Here is a 3,406-nt window from a genome sequence, read left to right as displayed (position 1 = left end):
GGGCGTCGTCACGCCCGAGCTGATGGCGAGGCTCGGCGACGAGCCGGTCGTCACCGAGGTCGTCGCGCTCGCCGCGCCCGGCAGCGACCACGCCCAGCTGCGCGACGCCGTCGCCGCCGCGCTCGGCGGCGAGTACCGGGTGCGCACCGGCGCCCAGGCCGAGGCCGACACCATGGAGCAGCTGGCGAAGCAGGGCGTCAACTTCACCCTGCCGCTGCTGGTGTTCGCGGCCATCTCGCTGGTCGTGGCCTCCATGGTCATCTACAACACGTTCACCATCCTGGTCGCCCAGCGCACCAAGGAGCTGGCGCTGCTGCGCTGCGTCGGGGCCAACCGCTCGCAGGTGTTCCGCAGCGTGCTCGCCGAGGCGCTGGTGATGGGCCTGGTGGCCTCGGTGCTCGGCCTCGGCGCGGGCATCGGCGTCGCGGCCCTGCTCCAGCGGGGCATCGGGGCGCTCGGCGCGGGCAGCGCGGCGGGCGTGCAGACGCCGATCACCTGGACCACCGCGCTCGCCGCGTTCGCGGTCGGCGTGCTGGTCACCGTGCTCGCCGCCGTCCTGCCCGCCCGCAAGGCCACCCGCGTCGCGCCGATCGCCGCGCTGCGCAACCAGATCGACAGCGGCGACGACGTGCGCCGCGCGGGCAAGCTCCGCATCGCCTCCGCCGTGCTGCTCGTCCTGGCCGGGGCGGGCGCCCTGGTCGTCGGGCAGCGCGCCGAGCAGCTGGAGATGTCCATGTTCGCCAGCGCGGCGGGCGCGATGCTGCTGCTGGCCGCCGTGCTGCTGCTCGGGCCGCTGCTGGTCGGGCCGGTCAACAGGCTGCTCGGGATCGTGCCCGGCCTGCTGTTCGGGGTGCCCGCGAAGCTCGCCGTCGGCAACGCCGAGCGCAACCCGCGCCGCACCGCCGCCACCACCGCCGCGCTGATCGTCGGCGTGTCCATCGTGGTCTCGGTGACCGTCGTCGGCGGATCCGTCCGGGAGACCGCGACCCAGCGGCTCGACGAGCAGTACCCGGCCGACTTCACCGTCAACTCCTCGGTCTACGGCAGGCAGCTGCCCGTCGAGCTGGCCGACCGGCTCGGCGCCGTGCCGCAGGTCGCGCAGGCCGAGCCCACCTCCGAGGTGTACGCCGAGAACGGGTACTTCCTCGGCGTGCGGCGCAGCGCGCTCGGCAGCGTCGTGCTGCCCGAGGTGGTCGAGGGGTCCCTGGACGCGCTCGGGGACGGCAAGCTCGCCGTCACCGACGAGTACGCGAAGTCCGCGGGCATCACGGTCGGCGACCGGGTGAAGGTCGGGGACGTGGAGAAGCGCGACAAGGCCGAGCTGGAGGTCGTCGCCGTCGTCACCGGGCGGCAGATCGGCTACGGCCTGACCACCCTGGGCACCGCCGAGTCGGTCAACTCCGCGCGGCCCGGCCACAGCAACGTCATGGTCAAGCTCAAGGAGGGCGTGGGCGCCGCCGACGGGCGGGCCGCGCTGGAGAAGGTCACCGACACCTCGCCGCTGGCCGTGATCAGCTCGGCCGCCGAGACCAGGGACCTGATCAACAGCCAGGTCGACCAGATGCTCGGGTTCGTGTGGGCGCTGATCGGGCTGGCCGTGCTGATCGCGCTGTTCGGCATCGCGAACACGCTCGCGCTGTCCGTGCTGGAGCGCACCAGGGAGACCGCGCTGCTCCGGGCGCTCGGGCTCACCAAGGGGCAGCTGCGGCTGATGCTGGTGGTCGAGTCGGTGCTGATGGCGCTGATGGGGGCCACGATCGGGCTGGTGCTCGGCATCGGCGTCGGCTGGGCGCTGACCAGCTCGTTCGGCGGCGGCGGCATCGAGATCGCGCTGGACGTCCCGGTGGGGCAGATCGCCGTGATGCTGGTGGCGGCGGTGGGGGCCGCGGTGATCGCCGCCGCGATGCCCGCCCGGCGGGCGGCGCGCACCTCGATCGTCTCGGGGATGGCGGAGGTGTAGGCCGCCGGAGCAGGCCGCTGAGCTCGGCGCGGTGCGGGGGCTCGGGGGCCCGCGCACCGCGCCGGGGCAAGGGGAGAACGGGGCGGGGCCGGACCTTCGGGTGCGGCCCCGCCCCGTTCTTCGAAGATTTTTTGTCCCGGCGCGTCCCGTTCCGGGCGGTGTGCCCTCAGAACGGGTGCGGGTCGGCCCGAGCGAGGGCCGGGCCGACCCGCCCAGCGCCCGAACAGGGCGCAGGGCGCCTTTGCGCGGGCCGCAGGGCCCGGTGCCCGAACGCCGTGGCGCACGGCGCCGAGGCGCGCGACATCCCGTCCCCGGCCGGACTCGCGTCCGCCACGCCCTAAGCCGACTCGCGCCGCACCAGCTCGGTCGGGAGCACTTGGCGCTTGGCGCGGACCTGCTCGCCGCTGAGCAGCCGCAGCAGGTGCGCCACCATGTGCGACACCTGGTTCCCGGTGTCCTGGCGGACCGTCGTGAGCGCGGGGGTGGTGTGCGGCGCTATCGACGGGTGGTCGTCGAAGCCCACCACCGCCACGTCCTCCGGCACCCGCCTGCCCGCCTCGCGCAGGGCGTCCAGCGCGCCCGCCGCCATCAAGTCGCTCGCCACGAACACCGCGTCCAGGTCCGGCGCCCGCCCCAGCAGGGCCGCCATGGCGCGCTTGCCGCCCTCGCGGGAGAAACCGCCGTCCTCGGTGAGCAGCGCGGTCCGCTCGTCGTCCGCGCCCAGCGCGCGCCGCCACCCGGCCAGCCGGTCCGCGGCGGCCAGCTCGTCCAGCGGGCCGGTGACCGAGGCGATCACCTCGCGCCCCAACGACATCAGGTGCCTGGTCGCCAGCTCACCGCCGCCGGTGTTGTCGTGGTCGACCGAGTTCAGCCCGCGCAGCGAGCCCCACGGCCTGCCCGCGTACACCACGGGCAGCGGCAGCTTGCGGGCCAGCGCGAGCAGCCGGTCGCCCTTGTGCGGGGCGAACACCAGCGCGCCGTCCACGTGGCCGCCCTGCAGGAAGCGCTGCGCCCGGTCCTGGTCCTGCGGCGAGTGCGCGAGCATCAGGACCATCTGCACGTCCGCGTCGGCCAGCGCGCGGGCGGCGGCCCTGGTGAGCCAGGCGAAGTGCGGGTCGTCGAAGATCTTGGGCTCGGGCTCGGAGAACACCACCGCGACCGCGCCGCTGCGCCGCGTCACGAGCGCCCGCGCGGCCTGGTTGGGCTGGTAGCCGAGGTCCCGCGCCGCCGCCGTGACCGCCTCCTGCGCCTCGGGGCTCACCCTCGGGGACGCGTTGAGCACCCGCGACGCGGTCGCACGGGAGACACCCGCTCGTGCTGCCACGTCCTCCAACGTGGGGCGGGCGTTCACGTGCGACTGGACGGACACCGGCACCACTCCCGGACGCTGTTCGGCGAAAGCGTCAGCTTAGCCGGACAACACCCGCCCGGGAGCGCGCCCGGGCC

General features: G+C 74.9%; 2 protein-coding genes. One reads left to right on the top strand and one right to left on the bottom strand.

Annotated elements, in window-relative coordinates; genetic code table 11:
* A partial coding sequence (locus tag ACTUAL_RS15585) for an ABC transporter permease (protein ID WP_440900765.1) occupies positions 1 to 1,960 on the top strand: 1,960 nt, incomplete at its 5' end.
* A 337-nt stretch (positions 1,961 to 2,297) separates the two neighbouring features.
* Here the strand turns inward: ACTUAL_RS15585 and ACTUAL_RS15580 are convergent.
* Entirely contained in the window at positions 2,298 to 3,329 is a 1,032-nt protein-coding gene (locus ACTUAL_RS15580; protein ID WP_096498035.1) for a LacI family DNA-binding transcriptional regulator, read from the bottom strand.
* Between the last annotated feature and the right edge of the window lie 77 nt (positions 3,330 to 3,406).

The sequence above is a fragment of the Actinosynnema sp. genome, assembly GCF_052038725.1.
Note: the sequence above shows the minus strand (reverse complement) of the source record. Positions and strands in the feature narration are given on the sequence as shown.